19 protein-coding genes are annotated in these 18,886 nt (G+C 60.3%); all 19 read left to right on the top strand.

What is annotated here, in order from left to right; translation table 11 throughout:
* The first annotated feature begins 13 nt into the window (after window positions 1-13).
* The 19 genes from tmk to HB680_RS18095 all read left to right on the top strand — a co-directional run bounded on the left by tmk (window position 14) and on the right by HB680_RS18095 (window position 18,864).
* Window positions 14-646: a dTMP kinase gene (gene tmk, locus HB680_RS18185; RefSeq protein WP_213939960.1), complete on the top strand. Its 633-nt coding sequence runs from the start codon at window positions 14-16 to the stop codon at window positions 644-646.
* Window positions 639-1,625: a DNA polymerase III subunit delta' gene (locus HB680_RS18180; protein WP_213939959.1), complete on the top strand. Its 987-nt coding sequence runs from the start codon at window positions 639-641 to the stop codon at window positions 1,623-1,625. Before tmk ends, HB680_RS18180 begins: the two co-directional genes overlap by 8 nt.
* 32 nt (window positions 1,626-1,657) lie before the next feature.
* On the top strand, window positions 1,658-2,014 hold the full coding sequence (locus HB680_RS18175) for a PilZ domain-containing protein (protein WP_054051788.1): 357 nt from the start codon (window positions 1,658-1,660) through the stop codon (window positions 2,012-2,014).
* 14 nt (window positions 2,015-2,028) lie between these two features.
* Complete coding sequence (locus tag HB680_RS18170) at window positions 2,029-2,820, top strand: TatD family hydrolase (protein ID WP_213939958.1); 792 nt, start codon at window positions 2,029-2,031, stop codon at window positions 2,818-2,820.
* A 395-nt stretch (window positions 2,821-3,215) separates the two neighbouring features.
* Window positions 3,216-3,854, top strand: a complete 639-nt coding sequence (locus HB680_RS18165) for a TetR/AcrR family transcriptional regulator (RefSeq protein ID WP_008152317.1) — start codon at window positions 3,216-3,218, stop codon at window positions 3,852-3,854.
* Window positions 3,855-3,994: 140 nt separating this feature from the next.
* On the top strand, window positions 3,995-4,963 hold the full coding sequence (locus HB680_RS18160) for a radical SAM protein (RefSeq protein WP_213939957.1): 969 nt from the start codon (window positions 3,995-3,997) through the stop codon (window positions 4,961-4,963).
* Between the two features lie 169 nt (window positions 4,964-5,132).
* A complete protein-coding gene (locus tag HB680_RS18155; protein ID WP_054613866.1) occupies window positions 5,133-5,738 on the top strand; it encodes a DUF4823 domain-containing protein in 606 nt (201 codons plus the stop codon).
* Window positions 5,739-5,754: 16 nt separating this feature from the next.
* Window positions 5,755-6,315 carry a DUF1285 domain-containing protein gene (locus tag HB680_RS18150; protein ID WP_213939956.1) on the top strand — a complete coding sequence of 187 codons (561 nt, stop codon included), beginning with the start codon at window positions 5,755-5,757 and terminating at the stop codon, window positions 6,313-6,315.
* Window positions 6,316-6,524: 209 nt separating this feature from the next.
* Window positions 6,525-7,241, top strand: coding sequence for a FadR/GntR family transcriptional regulator (locus HB680_RS18145; RefSeq protein ID WP_123598508.1), 717 nt, complete (start codon window positions 6,525-6,527; stop codon window positions 7,239-7,241).
* Between the two features lie 131 nt (window positions 7,242-7,372).
* Window positions 7,373-8,248 (top strand): SMP-30/gluconolactonase/LRE family protein, encoded by an 876-nt coding sequence (locus HB680_RS18140; RefSeq protein WP_213939955.1) that lies wholly within the window; start codon window positions 7,373-7,375, stop codon window positions 8,246-8,248.
* 198 nt (window positions 8,249-8,446) lie between these two features.
* Entirely contained in the window at window positions 8,447-9,265 is an 819-nt protein-coding gene (locus tag HB680_RS18135) for an SDR family oxidoreductase (RefSeq protein WP_213939954.1), read from the top strand.
* A gap of 129 nt (window positions 9,266-9,394) precedes the next feature.
* Window positions 9,395-10,399 carry a substrate-binding domain-containing protein gene (locus tag HB680_RS18130; protein ID WP_213939953.1) on the top strand — a complete coding sequence of 335 codons (1,005 nt, stop codon included), beginning with the start codon at window positions 9,395-9,397 and terminating at the stop codon, window positions 10,397-10,399.
* Between the two features lie 63 nt (window positions 10,400-10,462).
* Window positions 10,463-12,004, top strand: coding sequence for an L-arabinose ABC transporter ATP-binding protein AraG (gene araG, locus HB680_RS18125; protein ID WP_213939952.1), 1,542 nt, complete (start codon window positions 10,463-10,465; stop codon window positions 12,002-12,004).
* A 12-nt stretch (window positions 12,005-12,016) separates the two neighbouring features.
* Window positions 12,017-12,985, top strand: a complete 969-nt coding sequence (gene araH / locus HB680_RS18120; RefSeq protein ID WP_213940035.1) for an L-arabinose ABC transporter permease AraH — start codon at window positions 12,017-12,019, stop codon at window positions 12,983-12,985.
* Window positions 12,986-13,357: 372 nt separating this feature from the next.
* A complete protein-coding gene (locus tag HB680_RS18115; protein ID WP_213939951.1) occupies window positions 13,358-14,071 on the top strand; it encodes a GntR family transcriptional regulator in 714 nt (237 codons plus the stop codon).
* On the top strand, window positions 14,068-15,066 hold the full coding sequence (locus HB680_RS18110; protein WP_213939950.1) for an ADP-ribosylglycohydrolase family protein: 999 nt from the start codon (window positions 14,068-14,070) through the stop codon (window positions 15,064-15,066). The genes HB680_RS18115 and HB680_RS18110 overlap by 4 nt, the downstream gene beginning before the upstream one ends.
* Window positions 15,067-15,245: 179 nt before the next feature.
* On the top strand, window positions 15,246-16,712 hold the full coding sequence (locus HB680_RS18105) for a cytosine permease (protein WP_213939949.1): 1,467 nt from the start codon (window positions 15,246-15,248) through the stop codon (window positions 16,710-16,712).
* Window positions 16,705-17,634 (top strand): PfkB family carbohydrate kinase, encoded by a 930-nt coding sequence (locus HB680_RS18100; RefSeq protein ID WP_213939948.1) that lies wholly within the window; start codon window positions 16,705-16,707, stop codon window positions 17,632-17,634. Before HB680_RS18105 ends, HB680_RS18100 begins: the two co-directional genes overlap by 8 nt.
* Window positions 17,635-17,892: 258 nt before the next feature.
* Window positions 17,893-18,864 (top strand): DUF3829 domain-containing protein, encoded by a 972-nt coding sequence (locus tag HB680_RS18095; RefSeq protein WP_213939947.1) that lies wholly within the window; start codon window positions 17,893-17,895, stop codon window positions 18,862-18,864.
* The last annotated feature ends 22 nt before the right edge of the window (window positions 18,865-18,886 follow it).

The raw sequence follows: 18,886 nt of genomic DNA, 5'->3' as shown, positions 1-18,886 counted from the left end.
TTAAGGACTGCCTGTGACTGGCTTGTTTATTACCCTGGAAGGCCCGGAAGGCGCCGGCAAGAGCACCAATCGCGAATACCTGGCCGAGCGCCTGCGCGCCGCGGGTATCGAAGTGCTGTTGACCCGCGAGCCGGGCGGTACGCCGTTGGCCGAGCGCATCCGCGAAGTGCTGCTGGCCCCGGTGGACGAAGTCATGAACCCCGACACCGAGCTGCTGCTGGTGTTCGCCGCCCGCGCCCAGCATCTGGCCGAGGTGATCCGTCCGGCGCTGGCCCGTGGCGCGGTGGTCTTGTGCGACCGTTTCACTGATTCGACCTACGCCTATCAGGGCGGCGGCCGCGGTTTGTCGCTCGATCGCATCGCCACTCTGGAAACTTTCGTCCAGGGCGACTTGCGCCCGGACCTGACCCTGATTTTCGACCTGCCGGTGGAAGTCGGCCTGGCCCGTGCCAGTGCTCGCGGTCGGCTGGATCGTTTCGAACTCGAAGGCCGAGCCTTTTTTGATGCGGTGCGCAGCGCCTTTCTCAAGCGCGCTGAGGCGGATCCGGCGCGCTATGTGCTGGTGGATGCCGCCCAGCCGTTGCCACAGGTTCAGCAGGCCCTGAATGCGTTGCTCCCGCGTTTGCTGGAGTTGACCCGTGGCTGAGGCTTATCCATGGCAGGACGAGCTCTGGCTGCAATTGGCGGGCCGCAAGCAACACGCCCATGCCTATTTGCTCCATGGTCCGGCCGGGATCGGCAAACGTGCCTTGGCTGAACGCTTGATGGCGCATTTGCTGTGTCAGCGTCCGACGGTCCAGGATGCCTGCGGTGAGTGCAAGTCCTGCCTGTTGCTCAAGGCCGGCAGTCACCCCGACAACTACATCCTGGAGCCGGAAGAGGCCGACAAGGCAATCAAGGTCGATCAGGTGCGTGATCTGGTCAGCTTCGTGGTCCAGACCGCGCAGATGGGCGGGCGCAAAGTGGTGCTGATCGAGCCGGTCGAGTCGATGAACGTCAACGCCGCCAACGCCTTGCTCAAAAGTCTTGAAGAACCGTCCGGCGATACCGTGTTGCTGTTGGTCAGTCACCAGACCAGCCGTTTGCTGCCAACCATCAAGAGCCGCTGCCAGCAGCAAGCCTGTCCGCTGCCCAGCGAGGCGATGAGCCTGGCGTGGTTGACCAAGGCCTTGCCGGATTGCTCGCAGGAAGAGCGCGTCGAATTGCTGACGTTGGCGGCCGGTTCACCATTGGCTGCGGTCAAGTTGCAAAACCAGGGCGTGCGCGAACAGCGCGTGCTGGTGGTTGAAGGCGTGAAGCAGTTGCTCAAGCAGCAGAAGTCGCCGACGCAACTGGCCGAAGAATGGAAAAGTATTCCGCAATTGCTGTTGTTCGACTGGTTCTGCGACTGGTCGAGCCTGATCCTGCGCTATCAATTGACCCAGGATGAAGAAGGCCTGGGCCTGATGGACATGCGCAAGGTCATTCAATACCTGGCGCAGAAGTCCGGGCAGGCCAAAGTCCTCACTATTCAGGACTGGATCCTCGCCCAGCGTCAGAAGGTGATGAGCAAGGCCAACCTCAATCCGGCGCTGCTGCTTGAAGCGCTGCTGGTGCAATGGGTGTCTTTGCCGGGCCAGAAGTGACTAGACTCTGAGCATCAGCCATGGAGGTCAGCATGAATGAACCCGTCAACACCGGGCCGCGCAACGGCATTTTGTCCCTGACCATCAAGGACAAGTCCGTGCTGTACGCGGCCTACATGCCGTTCATCAAGAACGGCGGCCTGTTCATCCCGACCAACAAAAGCTACAAGTTGGGCGACGAAGTGTTCATGTTGCTGAACCTGATGGACGAAGCGGAAAAAATTCCGGTCGCCGGCAAAGTCACCTGGATCACTCCGAAAGGCGCCCAGGGCAACCGCGCCGCCGGCGTTGGCGTGCAGTTCAACGACGGTGACAACACCGCTCGCAGTCGAATCGAAACCCATCTGGCCGGAGCGCTGAAATCCGACCGTCCCACTCATACGATGTAAGTTGCAGCCCTTTTATGCTCGTAGATTCCCATTGCCACCTTGACCGCCTCGACCTCGCCGCCCACGGCGGCTCCCTGGATGCCGCCCTCGATGCGGCCCGCCAACGCGGGGTCGGGCACTTTTTGTGCATCGGCGTCAGCGTCGACAATGCCGCCGATGTCAAAGCCCTGGCCGAGCGTTATGACGACGTCGATTGCTCGGTCGGTGTGCATCCGCTAGACGTGCAACCCGGTGCCGCGCCGGCGCTGGACTGGTTGCTGCAGGAGCTGAATCACCCGCGGGTGGTGGCGATTGGTGAAACCGGCCTCGATTATCACTACGAGCCGGAAGCGGCGGAGTTGCAGCAGGAGTCTTTTCGTCTGCATCTGCAAGCCGCCCAGCAAACCGGCAAACCGGTGATCATCCACACCCGTGGTGCCCGCGCCGATACCTTGAGCCTGTTGCGCGAAGCCGCATTGCCCCAGGCCGGTGTGCTGCATTGCTTTACCGAAGACTGGGACATGGCCAAGGCTGCGCTGGACATGGGCTATTACATTTCCCTGTCCGGGATTGTGACGTTTCGCAATGCCGATGCATTGCGCGACGTGGCGAGCAAAGTCCCGGCCGACCGTTTGCTGGTGGAAACCGATTCGCCGTACCTGGCACCGATCCCTTATCGCGGCAAACCGAACCTGCCGCAATATGTGCGGGAAGTGGCAGAGTTTCTGGCGATGCTGCGGGGTGAGTCTTACGAGCGATTTGCCGAGCAGACCACTGAGAATTTCAAGCGGTTGTTTCCGTTGGCGCATGTCAGGGCATCGGCGTAACGCCGGTAAAGATCGCAGCCTTCAGCAGCTTCTACGGGGTCGATGACCCCTGAATCGCAGGCAAAAAAAACCCGGGTTCTGGGGGGTGAATCCGGGTTAAGACCATTAGGAGTAAAACAAAGGTACGCGGTCCGTTGGTACCTATATCGGCGCGACACTTGGGGGAGATGCCTCGCCGACAGTTCAAGTATTGATCAGTATTGCGCCGACGCCAGTTTAGCCGCCCCGGTTTTTAAACAAATTTGGAATACGTGCGCTTCGGAAGAGTTCTCATCAACCGGTGGCCATGCGTGAAATGATCAAGAAACACAGATATGCTCGGATGATCCGTGCATTTTGGCGCAAGTTAGGCATAATACGCGGCTTCGAATTTTGACCCCAACAGACCTTTTCTTATGCATAAAGAACCTCGTAAGGTCCGTGAGTTTCGTCGCCGCGAGCAAGAAATTCTCGATACCGCGCTCAAGCTGTTCCTCGACCAAGGTGAAGACAGTGTCACCGTCGAGATGATTGCTGATGCCGTCGGTATCGGCAAAGGCACGATCTACAAGCACTTCAAATCCAAGGCCGAGATCTATCTGCGCCTGATGCTCGATTACGAGCGCGATTTGAACGAGCTGTTGCATTCCGCCGATGTCGACAAGGACAAGGAAGCCCTGTCCCGGGCCTACTTCGAATTCCGCATGCGCGATCCGCAACGCTATCGCTTGTTCGATCGTCTGGAAGAAAAGGTGGTCAAGGGCAATCAGGTGCCGGAGATGGTCGAGGAGCTGCACAAGATCCGTGCCTCGAACTTCGAACGCTTGACCCTGCTGATCAAGGGCCGGATCAGCGAAGGCAAGCTCGAAGACGTGCCGCCGTACTTCCATTACTGCGCGTCCTGGGCGCTGGTGCATGGCGCCGTGGCGCTGTATCACTCGCCGTTCTGGAGCAATGTGCTGGAAGATCAGGAAGGTTTCTTCCAGTTCCTGATGGACATCGGCGTACGCATGGGCAACAAGCGCAAGCGCGACACCGACACGCCGAGCAGCTGAATCATTCAGCTGCCTGATTGCGCCATTATTTTGCTACATGGCGCAGTACCGCAGGAATATACTCAGGCTTAGGTATTGCTAAAACTTGATTTGTGAGTCAAGTTTTAGCGGTCCCGAAACTTCTTCTGCCGGAGTGCTTCATGATCGTTGACCGTCAAGGCAGGCGTTTTCGCAATTTGCGGATCAGCCTGACCTCAGCCTGCAATTACGCGTGTACCTATTGCGTGCCGAACGGTAAGCGGCTGGTCGCTGCGCAGGATGAACTGTCGGCCGAGGCCATGGCGCGAGGCGTGGCGTATCTGATCGAAGCCGCCGGCATCGAACGGTTGCGCATCACCGGCGGCGAGCCGCTGGTCAGCCCCAAGCTCGAAGCGTTCATGACTGCCGTCGGCCAGATGGGCCTGGAAGACATCAGCCTGACCACCAATGGCCAGTTGCTGGCGAAAAAACTGCCGCTGCTGGTGGATGCCGGTATCCGGCGCATCAACGTTTCCCTCGATACCCTGGACGCCAGCGCGTTCCGCAGCATTGCCCGTGGTGGCGATCTGGCCACCGTGCTCGACGGCATGGACCAGGCTTCGGCGGCCGGGATCAAGATCAAGGTCAATATGGTGCCGTTGCGTGGGCAGAACCTGGATCAGGTGATGCCGCTGCTCGATTACTGCCTGGAGCGTGGCTACGAGCTGCGTTTTATCGAGCTGATGCGCATGGGCCACCTGGCCAGCGACAACAACGCCTTCCTGCAACAGTTCGTCAGCCTCCAGCAATTGCTGAGCCTGATCGGCGACCGTTACGAATACCTCCAAGCCAACGCGCCAGTGGATGCCACGGCGGTGCGCTACGAGATTCCGGGGCAGGGCTACTTCGGCGTGATCGCCAACGAAAGCGTGCCGTTCTGCCGGACGTGTTCGCGGCTGCGGTTGTCGTCCACGGGTTGGCTGCATGGCTGCCTGTCGTCGAGCAATCGCCACTATGTCGGCGACCTGCTGGACAAACCGCGTCATCAGGCGCTTCCGGCGTTGCAGCGATTGCTGGTGAAAGCCCTGGGAGACAAGCAGGAAGTGGCGTTCTCCGGTGGGGCGACCATCATGAAAATTATCGGCGGCTGAAAAACCGTATTCGCGAGCAAGCCCGCTCCCACAGGTGAAATGCATTCCCTTGTGGGAGCGGGCTTGCTCGCGAATGCTCTTTATCAGGCGCCGATATACATGAGCTGGCGCGGAAGCTGCATTCAACGCCCATTCGCCGGTTTTCCGTCACCGGCTTCTGGAGGGTAGGATGCGTAGCCTGGTTTTGCTGCTGGCCGTTTTGGCGCTTGGTGGCTGCATGAATGTCAGCGACATGGGCGAAGGTGTTCGCTACCACATGAGCGACGCGGGGTTGCTGGATCACAGCAACAGTCAGCGCGTGAATAACTTCCGCATTCAGCCGGACTCCTTTATCTACATCGCCCAAGGCGCATTCGCCCCGCCGGGCAGTGCTTATCCGCGACCGAACGTGGTGGCTGAAGAGGCGTTCGACGGCTTTATCGAATATTTCCCGATGGTCCGCCGCGCCCGCGCGCCGGAAGGCCTCGATGCCGCCATGGGCGAAGCCCGCGCCGCCGGTGCGCATTACCTGCTCTACACGCGGTTTGCCAAGGCTGACGACCGCATCGGCAACTCGGACGAATGGCTCGACCAGGAAGCCGTGGATCGCCTCGGTATCGACAGCGGCGTGATTCAGATCATGTTGATCGAGACCAGCACCCAGTATTTGATCGATACTGCACGGATCAAGAGTCGTGGCGGTTTACTGACGTTCCACGACACCAAGCCAGAAGACCTGCTGGGCCCGCCGCTGGAGCAATACGCTCGTAGCCTGTTGGGGCTCAGCGACCAGTAATTCCAAGGAGATCGCCATGAGTGGCCCGCAAAAAGCCAACGACCTGCTGGGGCAAATCCCCAAGACCAAAGGCTTGCCACCGGTCCACTTGTGGAACCCCGACTTCTGCGGCGACATTGACATGCGCATCGCCCGGGACGGCACCTGGTACTACCTGGGTACGCCAATCGGGCGCAAGCCGATGGTCAAGTTGTTCTCCACCATCATCCGCCGCGACGGCGATGATTACTTTCTGATCACCCCGGTCGAGAAAGTCGGGATCAAGGTCGATGACGCGCCGTTCGTGGCGATTGCCGTGGACGTCGAAGGCGAGGGCGAAGCGCAGCTCCTGCGCTTTACCACCAACGTCGATGAGACAGCCGAGGCGGGTGCCGAACATCCGATTCGCGTGGTAATCGATCCCGTGACCCAGGAACCTGCGCCGTACGTACACGTGCGGACCAACCTTGAAGCGCTGATCCATCGCAATGTGTTCTACCAATTGGTGGAATTGGCGGTGAGCCGTGAGATTGACGGGCAGCGTTGGTTGGGTGTGTGGAGTGGCGGGGTGTTTTTCCAGATCGGCCTCGAACCCTAAGCAAATCCAAATGTGGGAGCGGGCTTGCTCGCGAAGGCGTCGTGTCAGTCAGCATATAAATAAACTGACACACCGCTTTCGCGAGCAAGCCCGCTCCCACAGTTGTTTTGTGTGTTTCGCGCAAAATTCAAATTGACACCCAATCATATGATGATTAGCGTGGTCCTCCATCGCGAACGGCTTTTTGCCGTCCTTGCTTCGAGGTTTTCATGTCCAGCAGTTTTCATGCGTCGACGGTCGATTGGCTCGGTGGCTGGATTGCCGCCGGCCAGGTGAAGCCCGGCGAAACCATCAAGGTTGAAGCCGACCTGGGCGAGCAGCTCGGGGTCAGTCGCACGGTGATTCGCGAAGCCATCAAGACCCTGGTCGCCAAGGGCATGCTCGAAGTCGGGCCGAAGGTCGGGACGCGGGTGCTGCCGATAAAGCGCTGGAACCTGTTCGATCCACAAGTCGTTGGCTGGTTGTCCCGCAGTGGCCTGCCGGAAAACTTCGTCGACGACCTGCTCGACCTGCGCCGCACCATCGAACCCATGGCCGTGCGCTGGGCCTGTGAGCGCGCCACTGTCGAACAGGTCCAGGCGATTCTCCAGGCCTACAACGCACTGGAACGCGCCGTGGACAGCGGCATCGATTACAACCGCGCCGACCAGTTTTTCCACGAGTGCATCCTCGCCGCCAGCCACAATCAATTCATCGAACAAATGGTGCCGGCTCTTGGCGCGCTATTGGCGGTGTCGTTCGAAGTCTCCGCCGCCGACCCGGATGAACTCCGTCGCACGCTACCGATCCACAAAGACATGGCCGACGCCATCGCCGCGCGGGATGCCGCGCGGGGTGTGTGGGCCTGCATGACCCTGATCGACAACGCCGACCTGGCGATCAAACGCTTCTACCCACAAGTCATGGCCGACAAAAAAGCCAGCTGACACTAAAGCACCCTTTGGGAGCGGGCATGCTCGCGAAAGCGTCGACACATTCAACATAGATGTCACAGATACACCGCTTTCGCGAGCAAGCCCGCTCCCACATTTAAAACAAGAACAATGCAGGAGGTTTCATGTCGTGGACTGCCGTTACCGAACACCGCGCCCAGCTCGGTGAAGGCCCGTTCTGGGATGCGCCCACCCAAGCGCTCTACTGGGTCGACATCGCCGGCAAGCAAGCGCTGCGGCTGATCGGCGCCAACGTGCAGATCTGGCAGATGCCCGAGCACGTGTCCGCGTTCATCCCCTGCGAAAGCGGAGATGCATTGGTGGCCATGAGCAGCGGCGTGTACCGGCTGGATCTGGATTCCCCCGGTCTGGAACCGCGGCTCACATTACTCTGCGTCGCCGATCCGCAGCCCGGCAATCGCCCCAATGAAGCCCGTTGCGACGCACAGGGCCGGCTCTGGCTTGGCACCATGCAGAACAACATCGGTGAGCAGGGCGAAGACTTGCCCATCCTGCGCCGCTCCGGTGGCCTGTTCCGCATCGACCGCGATGCCCGGGTCACGCCGTTGCTCCGAGGATTGGGCATTCCCAACACCCTGTTGTGGAGCGATGACGCCACCCGGCTGTACTTCGCCGACAGCCTCGACCGCACGCTTTATCAGCATTTCATCCGCACCGACGGCAACCTCGACCCGGCCCAGGTCTGGTTCGGCCCTCATGAGCGCGGCGGCCCCGATGGTTCGGCGATGGATGCCCAAGGGTATCTGTGGAACGCGCGTTGGGACGGCAGTTGCTTGCTCAGGCTCAGCCCCGAAGGTCAGGTCGATCGGGTAATCGAATTGCCCGTCAGCCGCCCCACCAGTTGCGTATTCGGCGGCGAAGACCTGCAAACCCTGTACATCACCAGCGCCGCCAGTCCGCTCAGCCATCCACTGGATGGCGCGGTGCTCTCGATTCGGGTCGATGTGCCCGGGAAAACCTGTACGCGATTCGCTGGTTAAATCCCAAAATATGGGATGTGAAATTATATATTGAGATTATTTGGCGGTCGGGTTTATAGTCGACTCCATCAGTTACACGCACTCACACTTAAAAAAACAAAACAGGTGAAGTGATGCAGGGATTTTCCACACAGTTTTTTGGCCGGACATCGACAGATGCCCGGTTTTTGCCGTGCCTGAAAAAGGGAGCCGGGATTCGTGGCTGAGCCTCTCTCCCTGCCGCCCGTGCCCGAGCCGCCGAAGGGCGAACGACTGAAAGACAAAGTCGTGCTGCTGACCGGCGCGGCCCAAGGCATCGGCGAGGCGATTGTCGCGACCTTCGCCTCCCAGCAAGCCAGGCTGATCATCAGCGACATCCAGGGCGAGAAAGTCGAAGAAGTCGCGGCCCACTGGCGGGACAAGGGTTTTGACGTGCAAGCGCTAAAGGCTGATGTGTCGAACCAGCAAGACCTGCACGCTATGGCCCGACTGGCCGTCGAACGCCACGGTCGCATCGATGTGCTGGTCAACTGCGCCGGGGTCAACGTGTTCCGCGATCCGCTGGAAATGACCGAGGAAGACTGGCGCCGCTGCTTCGCTATTGACCTCGACGGTGCCTGGTTCGGCTGCAAAGCCGTGCTGCCGCAAATGATTGAGCAGGGCATCGGCAGCATCATCAACATTGCCTCGACCCATTCTTCCCACATTATTCCGGGCTGCTTCCCGTACCCGGTGGCCAAGCACGGTTTGCTCGGCCTGACCCGCGCCCTTGGCATCGAGTACGCGCCCAAGGGCATTCGCGTGAATGCCATCGCGCCGGGCTACATCGAAACCCAACTGAACGTCGATTACTGGAACGGTTTTGCCGACCCCCAGGCCGAACGTCAGCGGGCCTTTGATCTGCATCCGCCGCGACGTATCGGCCAGCCGATGGAAGTGGCGATGACGGCTGTTTTCCTGGCCAGTGATGAAGCGCCGTTCATCAATGCGTCGTGCATCACCATCGATGGTGGGCGCTCGGTCATGTACCACGACTGAGCACATCGGGTTTCAACGCGGAACTCCGTGCGAAATCCAATCATCATACGATATGACTTTTGACTACAGGTTTGACCGCTGTACCGGCTTTCAAAATAACGCTCAAAAAAAATAACAAGGAGTCAGCTTATGAATCGTCGTCGTGCAATACATTCTCTGTGCTGTGCCGCCCTGGCGGTCACGGCGGTCAGCCTGAGCAGTTCGCTGCTGGCGGCCGAACCGGTGAAAATCGGTTTTCTGGTCAAGCAGGCGGAAGAGCCCTGGTTCCAGACCGAATGGGCCTTCGCTGAAAAGGCCGGCAAGGACAAAGGCTTCACCGTGATCAAGATTGCCGTGCCTGACGGTGAGAAAACCCTTTCCGCTATCGACAGCCTGGCGGCCAACGGCGCTAAAGGCTTCGTGATCTGCCCGCCGGACGTCGGCCTCGGCCCGGCCATCGTCGCCAAGGCCAAAGCCAACGGTTTGAAAGTGATGACGGTCGATGACCGTTTCGTCGATGCCAACGGTAAGTTCATGGAAGACGTGCCTTATCTCGGCATGGCGGCTTTCGAAGTCGGCGAGAAACAGGGGGCCGCCATGGCCACCGAGGCAAAAAATCGCGGCTGGGACTGGAAAGAAACCTACGCCGTGATTAACACCTTCAACGAACTCGACACCGGCAAGAAACGCACTGACGGTTCGGCCAAGGCCTTGGAAGCGGCGGGCCTGCCAAAAGAGCACATCCTCTATACCGCGCAGAAAACCCTCGACGTTCCCGGCAGCATGGACGCCACCAACTCCGCGCTGGTGAAACTGCCTGGCGGCGCGAAAAACCTGATCATCGGCGGCATGAACGACAACACCGTGCTGGGCGGCGTGCGCGCCACCGAAAGCGCCGGGTTTACCGCCACCAATGTGATCGGCATCGGCATTAACGGCACTGACGCCATCGGCGAACTGAAAAAGCCCAACAGCGGCTTCTTCGGCTCTATGCTGCCGAGCCCGCACATCGAGGGCTACAACACCGCCGCGATGATGTACGAGTGGGTCACCACCGGCAAAGAACCGCCGAAATACACTGCCATGGACGAAGTGACCCTCATCACCCGGAAAAACTTCCAGGAGGAGCTGACTAAGATCGGCCTGTGGAACTAAGGCCGGTTGATTTCATCGGCGGCCCTGGCGACGGGGCTGCCTGATCTGTGTGATGAGGTGGTTATGCAAGCGCAAACACAAACACAAGAACACCGCGGCGGCAGCTTGCGCTTCAACGGGATCGGCAAGACCTTTCCCGGCGTGAAGGCGCTGGACGGCATCAGCTTCGTCGCGCACCCGGGGCAGGTGCATGCCTTGATGGGCGAGAACGGCGCCGGCAAATCGACGTTGCTGAAAATCCTCGGCGGCGCGTACATCCCGAGCAGCGGCGATCTGCAGATCGGCGAACAGACGATGGCGTTCAAATCCACCGCTGACAGCATCGCCAGCCGCGTGGCGGTGATTCACCAGGAACTGCACCTGGTCCCGGAAATGACCGTGGCGGAAAACCTGTTCCTCGGGCATCTGCCGGCCAGTTTCGGCTTGATCAATCGCAGTACCTTGCGCCAGCAAGCGTTGGCCTGCCTCAAGGGCCTGGCGGATGAAATCGATCCGCAAGAGAAAGTCGGGCGCCTGTCCCTCGGCCAACGGCAATTGGTGGAAATCGCTAAGGCCTTGTCCCGTGGCGCGCATGTGATTGCGTTCGACGAACCCACCAGCAGCCTCTCGGCGCGGGAGATCGATCGTTTGATGGCGATCATCGGTCGCCTGCGGGACGAAGGCAAAGTGGTGCTCTACGTGTCCCATCGCATGGAAGAAGTGTTCCGCATCTGCAACGCGGTGACGGTGTTCAAGGACGGCCGCTTTGTGCGCACGTTCGAGAACATGAGCGAACTGACCCACGACCAGTTGGTGACTTGCATGGTCGGTCGCGATATCCAGGACATCTACGATTACCGCCCGCGTCAACGTGGCGCGGTGGCGCTGAAGGTCAACGGTCTGCTTGGGCCGGGCCTGCGCGAGCCGGTGAGTTTCGAGGTGCACAAAGGCGAGATTCTCGGGCTGTTCGGATTGGTCGGGGCAGGGCGCACCGAGCTGTTCCGCATGCTCAGCGGCCTGACCCGCAACACCGCCGGACGTCTTGAATTGCGTGGCCATGAACTGAAACTGCGTTCACCGCGCGATGCGATTGCCGCCGGGATTCTGCTGTGCCCCGAGGACCGCAAGAAGGAGGGCATCATGCCGCTCTCCAGCGTCGCCGAGAACATCAACATCAGTGCGCGCGGCGCCAATTCGACTTTCGGCTGCCTGCTGCGCGGCCTCTGGGAAAAGGGCAACGCCGACAAGCAGATCGCGGCGCTGAAAGTGAAGACACCCAGCGCTTCGCAGAAAATCATGTACCTGTCCGGCGGCAATCAGCAGAAGGCCATTCTCGGTCGCTGGTTGTCGATGCCGATGAAAGTCCTGCTGCTCGACGAGCCGACTCGTGGCATCGATATCGGCGCCAAGGCCGAGATCTACCAGATCATCCATAACCTCGCGGCCAGTGGCATTGCGGTGATCGTGGTGTCCAGCGACTTGATGGAGGTCATGGGTATTTCCGACCGCATCCTGGTGCTGTGTGAAGGCGCGATGCGCGGCGAGCTGTCCCGCGACGAGGCCAATGAATCCAACCTGCTGCAACTGGCTTTGCCGCGCCAACGCGCTGACGGCGTGGCGAACTGAGAGGTAACGATGATGACGATTCAAAACAATGCTTTGCCCACCCCGCGCAAACCCCTGGACCTGCGGCGTTTTCTCGATGACTGGGTGATGTTGGCAGCGGCCATCGGCATCTTCCTGGCCTGCACCTTGCTGATCGACAACTTCCTGTCGCCGTTGAACATGCGCGGCCTGGGCCTGGCGATTTCCACCACCGGGATTGCGGCGTGCACCATGTTGTATTGCCTGGCGTCCGGGCATTTCGACTTGTCGGTGGGCTCGGTGATTGCCTGTGCCGGCGTGGTCGCGGCGGTGGTGATGCGCGACACCGACAGCGTGTTCCTCGGCGTCGCGGCGGCGCTGTTCATGGGGCTGATTGTCGGGTTGATCAACGGGATTGTGATCGCCAAGTTGCGGGTCAATGCGTTGATCACCACGCTGGCGACCATGCAGATCGTGCGGGGCCTGGCGTACATTTTTGCCAACGGCAAAGCGGTGGGCGTGTCCCAGGAACAGTTCTTCGTGTTCGGCAACGGCCAGTTGTTCGGCGTGCCGGTGCCGATCCTGATCACCATCGTGTGCTTCCTGTTTTTCGGCTGGTTGCTGAACTACACCACCTACGGGCGCAACACCATGGCCATCGGTGGCAACCAGGAAGCGGCGCTGCTGGCCGGGGTTAACGTTGATCGGACCAAGATCATCATCTTCGCCGTGCACGGTTTGATCGGCGCGTTGGCCGGGGTGATCCTCGCGTCGCGCATGACCTCGGGCCAACCGATGATCGGCCAGGGTTTTGAGCTGACCGTGATCTCGGCGTGTGTGTTGGGCGGGGTGTCGCTGAGCGGCGGGATCGGCATGATCCGGCATGTGATTGCCGGGGTGTTGATTCTGGCGATCATCGAGAATGCGATGAACCTGAAGAACATCGATACGTTTTATCAGTATGTGATTCGCGGTTCGATTCTGCTGTTGGCCGTTGTGATTGACCGTCTGAAGCAGCGCTGAGATCAAGAACCACCCCTCACCCCAACCCTCTCCCCAGAGGGGAGAGGGGGAAAGGGAGCAGATCTTCAAGCCTTTCAAGCCTGAGCCCGACTCAGGCTTTCGCCTTTCAAGTCTGGAGTTCGACTCGGACTTTCGCCTTTCAAGTCTGGAGTTCGATTCGGACTTTCGCCTTTCAAGTCTGGAGTTCGATTCGGACTTTCAGGTCCCAGTAAATCCATCAAACACCCCGGTCAGCCCCCTCTACCCCTTGGGGAGAGGGTTGGGGTGAGGGGTGGATTTATCTGACACCCCACTGATCAAAAGCCCACCTCCCGTCACCTCCCGAAAAATATCCCTTGCCCGCCCGGCCCTGTTTCGGTTATCACTTTGTACATGATTAGACAGGTTCGATTTGACAAGAAACAACGGGTGGTCGACGAGCTCATTCGGCGCATCGAAAGCGGCCTCATGGAGGACGGCTTTCTGTTGCCGGGCGAGCATCAGTTGGCTCAAGAATTCAAGGTCAGCCGCGGCACGCTGCGTGAAGCCCTGGCCGAACTGAAGAGGCGCAACTACATCGCCACGCAAAGCGGAGTCGGCTCTATCGTCACCTTCGACGGTGTGGTGCTCGATCAGCGCAGCGGCTGGGCCCAGGCTCTTGCGGACAGCGGGGCGCTGGTCAACACCGAAGTGCTGCGGCTGGAGGCGATCAGCCGGCCAGACCTGCTGTCGCGTTTCGGCACCGACAAATTCATCACCCTCGACCGTCGCCGCCGGGCCAATGACGGCACGCTGGTGTCCCTTGAACGATCATTGATGCCCGCCACCGGAGGCCTGGAAAGCTTGCCGCGAGTGGGGCTGATCGATAACTCGTTGACCATTACCCTGGCCGCCTACGGTTACATCGGCGAACGCGGTGATCAGTGGATCGGTGCCGAGCCGCTGAACGCCGAAGATGCCGAGTTGCTCGGTCGTCCGCTCGGCACGGTATTCCTCAAGGCCCTGCGCACCACGTATGACCGCCAGGGCCGGTTCATGGAGCAGGTCGAAAGTTTGCTCGACCCCGTACATTTTCGTTTGCACCTGCAGTTTGGAGAGTCAAAGTGACCGCGCTCAATCGTGCCTTGGGCGCGTTCTATGGTTTGGCCTTGGGCGACGCCCTGGGCATGCCGACCCAATCCCTGAGCCGCGCCGAGATCAAGGCGCGCTTCGGCGAAATTACCGACCTGGAAGACGCCGGCCCCGATCAACCGATCGCCGCCAACATGCCCAAAGGCTCGATCACCGACGACACCGAGCAGGCGATCCTGGTCGGTCAATTGTTGATTGAGGGTGAAGGCCGAATCGAGCCTTCGGTGCTGGCTCAACGGCTGATCGAATGGGAAGCCGAGATGCAGGCCAAGGGCTCGCAGGATTTGCTCGGCCCTTCGACCAAACGCGCGATCGAAATGATCCTCGCGGGCCATTCGCCGGAAGAAGCGGGGCGCTACGGCACCACCAACGGCGCGGCGATGCGCATTACGCCGGTCGGGATCGCGGCGGATGTCGCCGATCCGCAGCGCTTTATTAACGCGGTGGTGCAAGCCTGCCAGGTCACCCACAACACCACGCTGGGAATTTCCAGCGCGGCGGCGGTGGCGGCAGTGGTCTCGGCCGGCATCAACGGCATGGACCTCGGCGAGGCGTTGAACCTGGGCATGCAAATCGCCCAGCAAGCTGAAGGCCATGGCCACTGGGTCGCGGGCGGACGCATCGCCTCGCGCATCAGTTGGGCGCGGACCATCAGTATCGATAGCGACAAAGCCTTACTGGCCGACTTGCTCTACGACGTGATCGGCACTTCCGTGGCTTCGCAGGAATCGGTGGTGGTGTCGTTTGCCCTGGCCCAGCAAGTGGCCATTGGCGAGATGAACGCTTTTGAAGCCGTGTGCATGGCCGCAAGCCTGGGTGGCGACACCGACACCATCGCGGCGATTCTCGGCGCGATGCTCGGGGCTTGCCTGGGGCTGGAGAGTTGGCCGGCGGGGATGATCGATAAGATCAAAGCCGTGAATGGGCTGGAGTTGGAACCCCTTGTGAAAGGACTCCTCACTCTTCGCTGAGGATCGAAACCCCTGTAGGAGCTGCCGAAGGCTGCGATCTTTTGATCTTGGCAGCCTTGAGGCGACTGTAAATCAAGATCAAAAGATCGCAGCCTTCGGCAGCTCCTACGCGGAGTTGCGCAGGACACTTAGAAATCCGTCTGCCCACAACCAAAACAATGGCAACAGGAGCATCCATCATGAGTTCATCGAACGCCGGGCCAAGCGCCGGGCAACTGGAAACCCGTGGCATCGAACCGGTCCCGGAAAGCGAGTGCAACGGTCATCCGCTGCAACTGTTCTGGGTCTGGTTCGCCGCCAACATCTCCATCCTCGGCTTGCCGCTGGGCGCCACGCTGGTTGCGTTTCGTGGGCTCGCTATCTGGCAGGCCATCATCGTCGCGATCCTCGGCGCGGCCGGTTCGTTCGCGGTGGTCGGGATCATCTCCATCGCCGGCCGTCGCGGTCGTGCGCCGAGCCTGACCTTGTCCCGAGCGATCTTCGGCGTTCGCGGCAACATCGGCCCGACCGTGGTTTCGCTGATGTCGCGCCTGGGTTGGGAAACCGTCAACACCACCACGGCGGCATTCGTGTTGCTGTCGTTGTGCTCGATCCTGTTCGGCTCGCCGGTGGAAGCCAAAAGCGCGCCGGTTCTGACCCTGCTCTTCATTGCGATTTTTGTCCTGCTGACCCTGTCGGTGTCCGGCCTCGGTCACGCCACGTTGCTGGTGATCCAGAAGTGGGCGACCTACGTGTTCGGCGCGCTGAACATTCTGGTCGGCGGTTTCCTTTGCGCCACGATCGACTGGAGCGCGGTGTTCAACGCCACCCCGGCACCGCTGAGCGCGATGATCATCGGCGTCGGCACCATGGCTGCGGGCACCGGGATCGGTTGGGCCAACGCCGGTGCCGACATGTCGCGCTACCAGCACAAAAGCGTCAAAGCCGTGCGTCTGGTGGCCTCGGCCGCATTTGGTGCGGGGATTCCGCTGGTGCTGCTGATCACCCTCGGCGGCTTGCTGTCGGTGGGCAACAACGACCTGGCGCAAGCCACGGACCCGATCATTGCGATCCGCGACATGTTGCCGACCTGGATGGCCGTGCCGTACCTGATCACCGCGTTCGGCGGGCTGCTGCTGTCGAATAACCTCTCGGTATACTCCGCCGGTTTGACCACACTGACCCTCGGTTTGAAGGTTCCTCGCGTCTACGCAGTGGTCGTGGATATCGTCGCGATCTTCGCCGGTTCGATCTACTTCATGCTGATTGCAGACAGCTTCTACGGCCCGTTCATCACCTTCATTTCCCTGCTGGCGGTGCCGATCACGGCGTGGGTCGGGATCTTCGTCGTTGATCTGATTCACCGTCATTACTACAGCCCGAAAGACCTGCTGGACGTCAGCCCGAGCAGCGCCTATTGGTATCGCGGCGGCGTCGAGTGGCGTGCCTTCGGTGCCTGGGCGCTGGCGATTGTGCTGGGCTTCAGTTTCACCACCATCGGCACCACGGCCGAAAACATCTGGTTCCGCGGTTTCCTCTCCGATTCGTATCTGGGGCATAACGGCCTCGGCTGGATCGTGACCTTCCTGGTGGCCGGCGGGATTTACTTTGTACTCGGCGGGGCCAAGGATCGTCGTGCTGCGTTGATCGAGAATGCTCATGCCTAAGCTGTTGCATACCGGCCAGGTCATCATCGACCTGGTCATGGCCGTAGATAAACTGCCCCAGGCTGGCGGCGACGTACTGGCGCAATCCGCCAGTTTCGAGGCCGGCGGCGGCTTCAACGTGATGGCCGCCGCCCAGCGTAATGGCTTGTCGGTGGTTTACCTCGGTCGCCATGGCACCGGCCGTTTCGGCGATCTGGCCCGGGAGGCGATGAAGGCTGAAGGCATTCAGATCGGCATCGCCCACAAAGCCGAACGCGACACCGGGTTGTGCGTCGCGGTGACCGACGCCTCGGCCGAACGCAGTTTCATTTCCTACATCGGCGCTGAGGGTGAGGTGTCCACCGAAGACTTGGCGAGCGTTCCGGCGGAGGCGGGCGACTATGTCTATGTCAGCGGCTACAGCCTGCTGCACGCTGGCAAGGCGCAGGCGCTGGTGGATTGGCTGCTGAAGTTGCCGAAAGGGATCAACGTGATTTTCGATCCGGGGCCGCTGGTGGATTCGCCGGACGAACCGCTGATGAACGCATTGCTGCCGCGCATCGATGTGTGGACCAGCAACGGCGTCGAGGCGCTGCGGTTTACCGGGGCTTCGGACATTGCCCAGGCGCTGGATCGGTTGGTTGATCATCTGCCCGCCGAGGTCTTGATGGTGGTTCGCGATGGGCCACAGGGTTGCTGGATTCGCCAGCGTGGTGAATGTCAGCACGTGCCAGGTTTCGAGGTTGAAGCGGTGGACAGCAACGGCGCCGGGGATGCGCATGCCGGGGTGTTTGTGGCTGGATTGGCGCGAGGGTTGTCGGCGGTTGAGGCGGCGCGGCGGGCGAATGCGGCGGCGGCTTTGGCCGTGACGCGGTGGGGGCCGGCGACTTCGCCGGGGTCTGCTGAGGTGGATGCGTTGATCCATAAGACCTTCGGCGACTGACAGACCCTCTTCGCGAGCAGGCTCGCTCCCACATTTGATCGGTGGTACATGCTGATCGGTGTGGGGCGCGGCGGCTTATTTGCTATCCCGTCTGAAAATTCGCACAATGCGCGCCCCCCAGGAAGGGGGGAAGCGTCTGACACCTTGTCAGGCCAGTTTCGTACGCTCAAGGAGAGAGTCCCTCGTTGCAAAACCTCCCACCGAATCCCCCCGGCAAGCCATGCATGGCCCGCCGCGTTTTTTTATGGATGAGAAAGAATGAAATTCCGGATGATGATTGCCGCGACATTGGTCGCGACCTCTGCACTGTTGGCCGGTTGTGGTGACAAGCCTGACGCGACAGCCGCTGCGCAGCCAACGCAAAGCGCCGCTGAACAGCAGCAAATCGAGAAGTACAACCAGTATGTCGATGTGGCCAACAGCCTGACGACGTCGTTCCAGGAAGCCCGGGAAAACTACGAGACTCAGCAGATGCCCCTGTTGAAGGGCAAAGCAGCGCCCACTTCGATGCGCATCGAGAATGACATTCTGGTCGATCGCTCGGCCACGAAACTGGACACCGCCGCGGCCATCGACGCCCCGATCGTCGAAATCGATCCCGCCGCCAAGGACTTTTCCGCTGCGCTCAAGGTGTTGTCACCGTTGAGCCACGAGCTGAACAACTACGCCGACTCCAAAGGTTACCTGGCCGACAATGGCGAGAAGGCGCGTCAGTTGAGCAAGGATTACCTGGCGGCTCTGACGCTGGTGGCGCAAAAAGAAGCGGCGTTCTACAAAGGGCTGAGTGATCGTGATCAGGCGCTGACCAAAGAAGCGTTCGACAAGGCGCCGAAGGACACGGCCGCCTACTATCGCGCGGGGCTGATTTACTACGGCAAGCTGAACAATGCCGATGCCAGCGTATTGTTTGCCGCACCCAATAATCCGGCGGCGCTGGAGGCTTTTGAAAAGTCCCTGGCCCAAGTAGCGGACGCCGCGGCAGGCTGGGACAAGAAAGTCACCGAACAGTCTGCCAAGTCCGGCAAGAGCTGCAGTGGCGGCATGTTGGAGATCAACGATTTTCTGGGCCAGTCCCGCTCGATGGTCAAAGACATCAAGGATGGCGTTTTCAAGCGTGAAGAAACCGGCGCCATGGCGCGTATGAGCAGTTCGAACATTGTTAACGCGGCTAACCGCTACACCAGCAAATACTCGAATGTGATTAACCGGTTCAATCACCCGATGTGCTGAGTGTTAGTGCTTTTGACATTGG

The organism is Pseudomonas sp. dw_612 (assembly GCF_018449725.1).
Lineage (GTDB): Bacteria > Pseudomonadota > Gammaproteobacteria > Pseudomonadales > Pseudomonadaceae > Aquipseudomonas.
Note: the sequence above shows the minus strand (reverse complement) of the source record. Positions and strands in the feature narration are given on the sequence as shown.

Coding starts and splice junctions, on each gene's coding strand:
- HB680_RS18130 (WP_213939953.1), top strand. CDS start 9,395: ATGAATCGTCGTCGTGCAATACATTCTCTGTGCTGTGCCGCCCTGGCG.
- HB680_RS18115 (WP_213939951.1), top strand. CDS start 13,358: ATGATTAGACAGGTTCGATTTGACAAGAAACAACGGGTGGTCGACGAG.
- HB680_RS18150 (WP_213939956.1), top strand. CDS start 5,755: ATGAGTGGCCCGCAAAAAGCCAACGACCTGCTGGGGCAAATCCCCAAG.
- HB680_RS18105 (WP_213939949.1), top strand. CDS start 15,246: ATGAGTTCATCGAACGCCGGGCCAAGCGCCGGGCAACTGGAAACCCGT.
- HB680_RS18160 (WP_213939957.1), top strand. CDS start 3,995: ATGATCGTTGACCGTCAAGGCAGGCGTTTTCGCAATTTGCGGATCAGC.
- HB680_RS18170 (WP_213939958.1), top strand. CDS start 2,029: ATGCTCGTAGATTCCCATTGCCACCTTGACCGCCTCGACCTCGCCGCC.
- HB680_RS18095 (WP_213939947.1), top strand. CDS start 17,893: ATGAAATTCCGGATGATGATTGCCGCGACATTGGTCGCGACCTCTGCA.
- HB680_RS18145 (WP_123598508.1), top strand. CDS start 6,525: ATGTCCAGCAGTTTTCATGCGTCGACGGTCGATTGGCTCGGTGGCTGG.
- araH (WP_213940035.1), top strand. CDS start 12,017: ATGACGATTCAAAACAATGCTTTGCCCACCCCGCGCAAACCCCTGGAC.
- HB680_RS18140 (WP_213939955.1), top strand. CDS start 7,373: ATGTCGTGGACTGCCGTTACCGAACACCGCGCCCAGCTCGGTGAAGGC.
- HB680_RS18165 (WP_008152317.1), top strand. CDS start 3,216: ATGCATAAAGAACCTCGTAAGGTCCGTGAGTTTCGTCGCCGCGAGCAA.
- HB680_RS18100 (WP_213939948.1), top strand. CDS start 16,705: ATGCCTAAGCTGTTGCATACCGGCCAGGTCATCATCGACCTGGTCATG.
- HB680_RS18155 (WP_054613866.1), top strand. CDS start 5,133: ATGCGTAGCCTGGTTTTGCTGCTGGCCGTTTTGGCGCTTGGTGGCTGC.
- HB680_RS18175 (WP_054051788.1), top strand. CDS start 1,658: ATGAATGAACCCGTCAACACCGGGCCGCGCAACGGCATTTTGTCCCTG.
- araG (WP_213939952.1), top strand. CDS start 10,463: ATGCAAGCGCAAACACAAACACAAGAACACCGCGGCGGCAGCTTGCGC.